The 5,350-nt window shown below is 72.6% G+C and carries 4 protein-coding genes and 1 pseudogene; all 5 read left to right on the top strand.

Features of this window, described 5'->3' with window-relative positions:
* Positions 1–6: 6 nt before the first annotated feature.
* Positions 7–723, top strand: a pseudogene (locus D474_RS33755) (FAD-dependent oxidoreductase); the annotation flags it as partial.
* A gap of 553 nt (positions 724–1,276) precedes the next feature.
* The gene (locus D474_RS0126545; RefSeq protein ID WP_017616509.1) at positions 1,277–1,972 is read left to right on the top strand and encodes a DUF1365 family protein; all 696 of its coding nucleotides are present in this window, start codon (positions 1,277–1,279) and stop codon (positions 1,970–1,972) included.
* A complete protein-coding gene (locus tag D474_RS0126540) occupies positions 1,969–3,213 on the top strand; it encodes an SAM-dependent methyltransferase (protein ID WP_017616508.1) in 1,245 nt (414 codons plus the stop codon). Before D474_RS0126545 ends, D474_RS0126540 begins: the two co-directional genes overlap by 4 nt.
* Positions 3,213–4,517, top strand: coding sequence for an SAM-dependent methyltransferase (locus D474_RS0126535; protein ID WP_017616507.1), 1,305 nt, complete (start codon positions 3,213–3,215; stop codon positions 4,515–4,517). Before D474_RS0126540 ends, D474_RS0126535 begins: the two co-directional genes overlap by 1 nt.
* Complete coding sequence (locus D474_RS0126530) at positions 4,514–5,314, top strand: DUF1295 domain-containing protein (RefSeq protein WP_017616506.1); 801 nt, start codon at positions 4,514–4,516, stop codon at positions 5,312–5,314. Before D474_RS0126535 ends, D474_RS0126530 begins: the two co-directional genes overlap by 4 nt.
* Positions 5,315–5,350 lie beyond the last annotated feature (36 nt).

Here is a 5,350-nt window from a genome sequence, read left to right as displayed (position 1 = left end):
CCCGCCCTGCCCCGCCACGACGACGTCACCCTCTTCGAGGCCCGGGACCGGCTCGGCGGACACGCCCATACCCACCGCATCGAGGAGGACGGCAGCGGCCTGAACGTCGACAGCGGTTTCATCGTGCACAACCGCTCGACCTACCCGCACCTGCTCCGGCTCTTCGACGAGCTCGGGGTGGACACCACCCCCACCGAGATGAGTATGTCGGTGAGCTGCCGGGGCTGCGGACTGGAGTACGCGGGCGCACGCGGGCTGCGCGCCCTGCTGCCCGGGCGCACCCGCCGCTCGGCCTCCTACCTGTGGATGCTGACCGAGATCCCGCGGTTCCACCGGGCCGCCCGCCGCCTGCTCGCACAGGGGGAGACCGACAGCGGCGCAGGCCCCACCCTCGGGGGTTTCGTCGAGCAGCACGGGTTCAGCCGCTACTTCACCGCGCACTTCCTGCTGCCGCTGGTCTCGGCCGTGTGGTCCTGCCCGGCCGGGACCGCCCTGGACCACCCGGCCCGCTACCTCTTCGTTTTCCTGAACCACCACGGCATGCTCAGCGTGTGGGGCTCGCCCCGCTGGTGGACGGTCACCGGGGGCTCGCACACCTACGTTGAGCGCGTGGCCAAGAACCTGTACAGCGTGCGCACCGGAACCCCCGTGCTCGGCCTGACCCGGACCCGCGGGGGCGTCCGGGTCAGGACCGGGCACGGCGAGCACGACACCGAGGACTTCGACGCGGTCGTGGTCGCCACCCACGCCGACCAGGCCCTGGCAATGCTCGACAACCCCACCGAGGACCAGCGCAGCATCCTGGGGGCCTTCGAGTACTCCCACAACCGGGTCCTGCTGCACACCGACCCCGGGGTCCTACCCGGCGACACCGCCTCCTGGGCCAGCTGGAACCACCGCCTGCCCTCCTGCGAACCGGACGGCACCCCGGTGCGCGTCAGCTACCACATGAACCGGCTGCAGCGGCTGCCCGCTCGGCGGGAGTACGTCGTCACCCTCAACGACGACGGCACCGTCGACCCCGACCGGGTGGTGGCAACCATGGACTACAGCCACCCCGTCTTCACACCCGCATCGGTGTCCGCGCAGAGCCGGTTGCCCGACCTCGACGACGGGGTGCTGGCCTTCGCCGGCGCCNNNCCTGCCGTTCCGGTGTATCGGCGGCCCGCTCTCTGGGCCGGGAATGGGAGCCACGGTGAGCACTCCGGCATCCCCGAAGAACCCGGGCGCAACGAGCCCGACCACGCCGGCGCTGTACGAGTCGGTGGTGCGGCACGTGCGCACGGCCCCGGTCCGCAACGCCTTCGCACACCGCACCTACTACTGGCTGGTCGACCTGGACCACCTGCCGCGGCCGCCCCTCCTGCTGCGCCCCCTGGCCGGGTTCGAACCCGCCGACCACGGCGACGGTGACGCACCCACCCTGCGCGCCGGCGTCGACGGCTTCCTCGCCGGACACGGCATCACGCTCGGCGAGGACGCACGTGTGCTCATGCTCTGCCAGGCGCGCGTCCTCGGGTACGTCTTCAACCCCCTGACCGTGTACTGGTGCCGCGACCGCACCGGGCTGCGTGCCGTGGTCGCCGAGGTCCACAACACCTACGGCGACCGCCACCGCTACCTGGTCCACCCCGACGAGAAGGGCCGGGCCACCGTTGACAAGGCCCTCTACGTCTCACCCTTCAACCGGGTCGAGGGCCACTACCGGCTGACCCTGCCCGAACCCGGGCCCCGCCTGTCCCTGACCGTGGCCCTGCACCGCCACGGCCATCCTCCGTTCACCGCCACGGTGCACGGAACCCGCAGGAAGGCCACGCCCGGTGCCCTCCTCCTCGTGGCCCTGCGCCACCCGCTCGCCCCCCTCGTGGCAGCGGCACGCATCCGCCTGCAGGGCATCGGCCTGTACCTGCGCGGACTGCCCGTGCAACCCGACCGGAACCAGGACCCGAGACCGACAGGAACACCACGATGACCACCACCAGCCCGCACCCGCCCGCCGCCGTCGATGCCCGACGCTGGCCCGACGTCGCCCGTGTGCCCGACGCACATCTGCGCGCCCGCGCCGCCCGGGCCCTGGGCCGCCACGCCGCGGCCCGCGCCGGGGTCCGCCTGCGCACCTGCGCCGACCGCGACCCCGGCGACGGCAGGCCGGTCCTGGACCTGTACGACGAGCGGTCCTTCTACCGGCGCCTGGCCGCGGGCGGGCTCATCGGGTTCGGGGAGTCCTACATGGCGGGGGAATGGGACTCCCCGGACCTGGTCACCCTCCTGACCCGGCTGGCCGAGGTCTACGAGGAACTCGTCCCGCGCCCTCTGCAACCGCTGCGGCACATCACCCTGCCCCGGCGTCCTGCCTCGGACCGCAACACCCGCAGAGGTGCGCGCCGGCACATCAGCCACCACTACGACCTCTCCAACGACCTCTTCGCGCTCTTCCTCGACCGCACCATGACCTACTCGAGCGCGCTGTTCACCGACGGGGACCCGCGCGACCCCGAGGGTCTGGCCCGCGCCCAGGAACGCAAGATCGACCGCCTCCTGGACGGGGCCGCCGTCGGCGAGGGAACCCGCCTGCTCGAGATCGGCACCGGCTGGGGAGAACTCGCCGTGCGCGCCGCCAGCCGCGGAGCCCGCGTCACCTCCGTCACCCTGTCCGCGGAGCAGCGCGACCTGGCCCGCGAGCGTGTGGCAGGGGCCGGGCTGAGCGAGGCGGTCGACGTACAACTGTGCGACTACCGCGACGTCGAGGGCACCTACGACGCGGTGATCAGCGTCGAGATGGTCGAGGCCGTCGGCGAGCGCTACTGGCCCGCCTACGTCGAGGCCCTGGACCGGCTCGTGCGTCCGGGCGGGCGCGTCGGGCTGCAGAGCATCACCATGGAGCACCAGCTCATGCGCGCATCGCGGGGCTCCTACACGTGGATGCACAAGTACGTCTTCCCCGGCGGGCTCATCCCGTCGGTCACCGCGATCGAGGAACAGCTGGTCGAGAGGTCCTCCCTGGCGATCACCGACCGCCGCGCCTTCGGCACCGACTATGCCGACACCCTGCGCGTGTGGCGCGAGTCCTTCACCGACTCCGCCGGCCGGGTCCGCGACCTGGGCTTCGACGAGACCTTCGCGCGCATGTGGTTCTTCTACCTGGCCTACTGCGAGGCCGGATTCCGTTCCCGAATCATCGACGTCGAGCAGATCATCCTGGAGCGCAGCTGATGGCGACCGCGACCACGACCCCGCACACCCCCGCCCGCGCCACGGGGACACCCGCACTCCCGTACCCGCGCGGGGCCGCCCACTTCCTGCTTCCGGCCGCGGTCTCCTTCGTGGACGGCCCTCCGCCCTTCCGCATCCGCGCCTGGGACGGCAGCGAGGCAGGACCGGCCGACGCGCCCCTGGTGATCGTGCGCGACCGCGACGCCCTACGGCACGTGCTGGCCCGGCCGGGCGAACTCGGCCTGGCCCGCGCCTACGTCGCCGGACACCTCGACGTCGAGGGCGACCTCACCCACGCACTGCGCAGCGTGTGGGCGCACCTGCGCACCCACGGCACCCGTGTGCCCCGGCCCGGCGAGTGGGCCCGCACCGTGCGCACACTCCTGGCGCTGGGTGCGGTGGGAACACCCCCGCCGGTGCCCGAGTGCGAGGCCCGCATGAGCGGACGCCTGCACACCCGCGAACGCGACGCCGATGCCGTCTCCCACCACTACGACTCCGGCAACGACCTCTACGCGTTCCTGCTCGACGCGTCGATGGCCTACTCGTGCGCGTACTGGACCAGCGACGCCGACGACTACACACTCGCCGACGCCCAGTACGACAAGCTCGCCCTCATCTGCCGCAAGCTCGAGCTGTCCGAGGGCGACCACCTGCTCGACCTGGGCTGTGGGTGGGGATCCTTGGCCCTGCACGCCGCTCGCCACCACGGGGCGCGGGTCACCGCCGTCACCCTGTCGAAGGAGCAGCGTGACCACGTGCTGGAACGCGCCGCCCAGGCCGGGCTCGGCGACCGTGTACAGGTGCGCCTGTGCCACTTCCGCGAGGCCGCCGGCGGGCCCTACGACGCCGTCGCGACCGTGGAGATGGGCGAACACGTCGGCGAGGACGAGTACCGGACCCTGGCCCGACGACTGCACACGCTCGTCCGCCCCGGCGGCCCGGTCCTCGTGCAGCAGATGTCGCGCGGCGCCGACCAACCCGGCGGCGGACCCTTCATCGAACGCTACGTCGCCCCAGACATGCACATGCGCCCCCTCGGCCGCACCATCGATCTGCTCGAGGGCGGCGGGCTCGAGACCCGCGGCGTGCAGGCCCTGCGCGAGCACTATGTGCGTACCGCCCGCGCCTGGCTGCGCACGCTGGAGAGCCGCTTCGACGAGTTCGCCGCGCTGGTCGGCGACGAACGCGCCCGCATGTGGCGCCTGTACCTGGCCGGGGGCGCCCTGGCCTTCGAGGAGGGACGCATGGGCGTGGACCAGATCCTGCTGCGCCGCCCCGAGCACCCGGGGGCAGGAGCATGACCGACACCGCAGGACTCCTGCTCAACCTGGGCGTGACCGCCGCCGTCCTGGCGGCCCTGATGCTGACCGTCTTCGCCGTGGGGGTGCGCCTGGGACGCCACAGCGTCGTCGATGCCGGATGGGGCCTCGGGTTCGTCGCCGTGGCCCTGACCGGGGCGCTGCTGTCCACCGGCGACCCCGCCCGCACCTGGCTCCTGACCGCCCTGGTCGTCGTGTGGGGGTTGCGCCTGGCCGTGCACATCGGGCTGCGCAGCCGCGGAAAGGGCGAGGACCCGCGCTACGAACGCATGCTCTCCAACGCCCCCGGCAACCGGAACCTGTACGCCCTGCGGTGGGTGTACCTGCTCCAGGGCGCGCTGGTCTGGCTCATCTCGATGCCCCTCCAGCTGGCCGTGCACACCCCGCAGCCGCTCGGGTGGATCGCTCTCGCGGGTGCTGCGCTGTGGCTGTTCGGGTTCGCGTTCGAGAGCGTCGGCGACGCCCAGCTGTCCCGGTTCAAGGCCGACCCCGCCAACAAGGGGCGCATCATGGACCGCGGGCTGTGGGCCTGGACCCGCCACCCCAACTACTTCGGCGACGCGTGCGTGTGGTGGGGACTGTTCCTGGTCGCGGCCGGGTCGTGGTGGGCGCTGCTCACCCTGCCCGCGCCGATCGTCATGACCTACCTGCTCACCCGCGGTTCCGGGCAGCGGCTGCTGGACGAGCACATGTCCGGGCGGCCCGGGTGGCAGGAGTACGCGCGCCGTACCAGCGCGTTCTTCCCCTGGCCCCCGGGGCGCAGGCCCGCCGTGGGGTGAGGGGTGCAGTCCGCGGTCCGGTGAGGAGGTGAGCGG

It is taken from the genome of Nocardiopsis salina YIM 90010 (genome assembly GCF_000341025.1).
Taxonomy (GTDB): Bacteria; Actinomycetota; Actinomycetes; order Streptosporangiales; family Streptosporangiaceae; genus Nocardiopsis; species Nocardiopsis salina.
This window is presented reverse-complemented; position numbering and strand designations above follow the sequence as displayed.

Excerpts from the sequence above, each read along its gene's own strand:
- D474_RS0126540 (WP_017616508.1), top strand. The coding sequence starts at position 1,969 with ATGACCACCACCAGCCCGCACCCGCCCGCCGCCGTCGATGCCCGACGC.
- D474_RS0126535 (WP_017616507.1), top strand. The coding sequence starts at position 3,213 with ATGGCGACCGCGACCACGACCCCGCACACCCCCGCCCGCGCCACGGGG.
- D474_RS0126530 (WP_017616506.1), top strand. The coding sequence starts at position 4,514 with ATGACCGACACCGCAGGACTCCTGCTCAACCTGGGCGTGACCGCCGCC.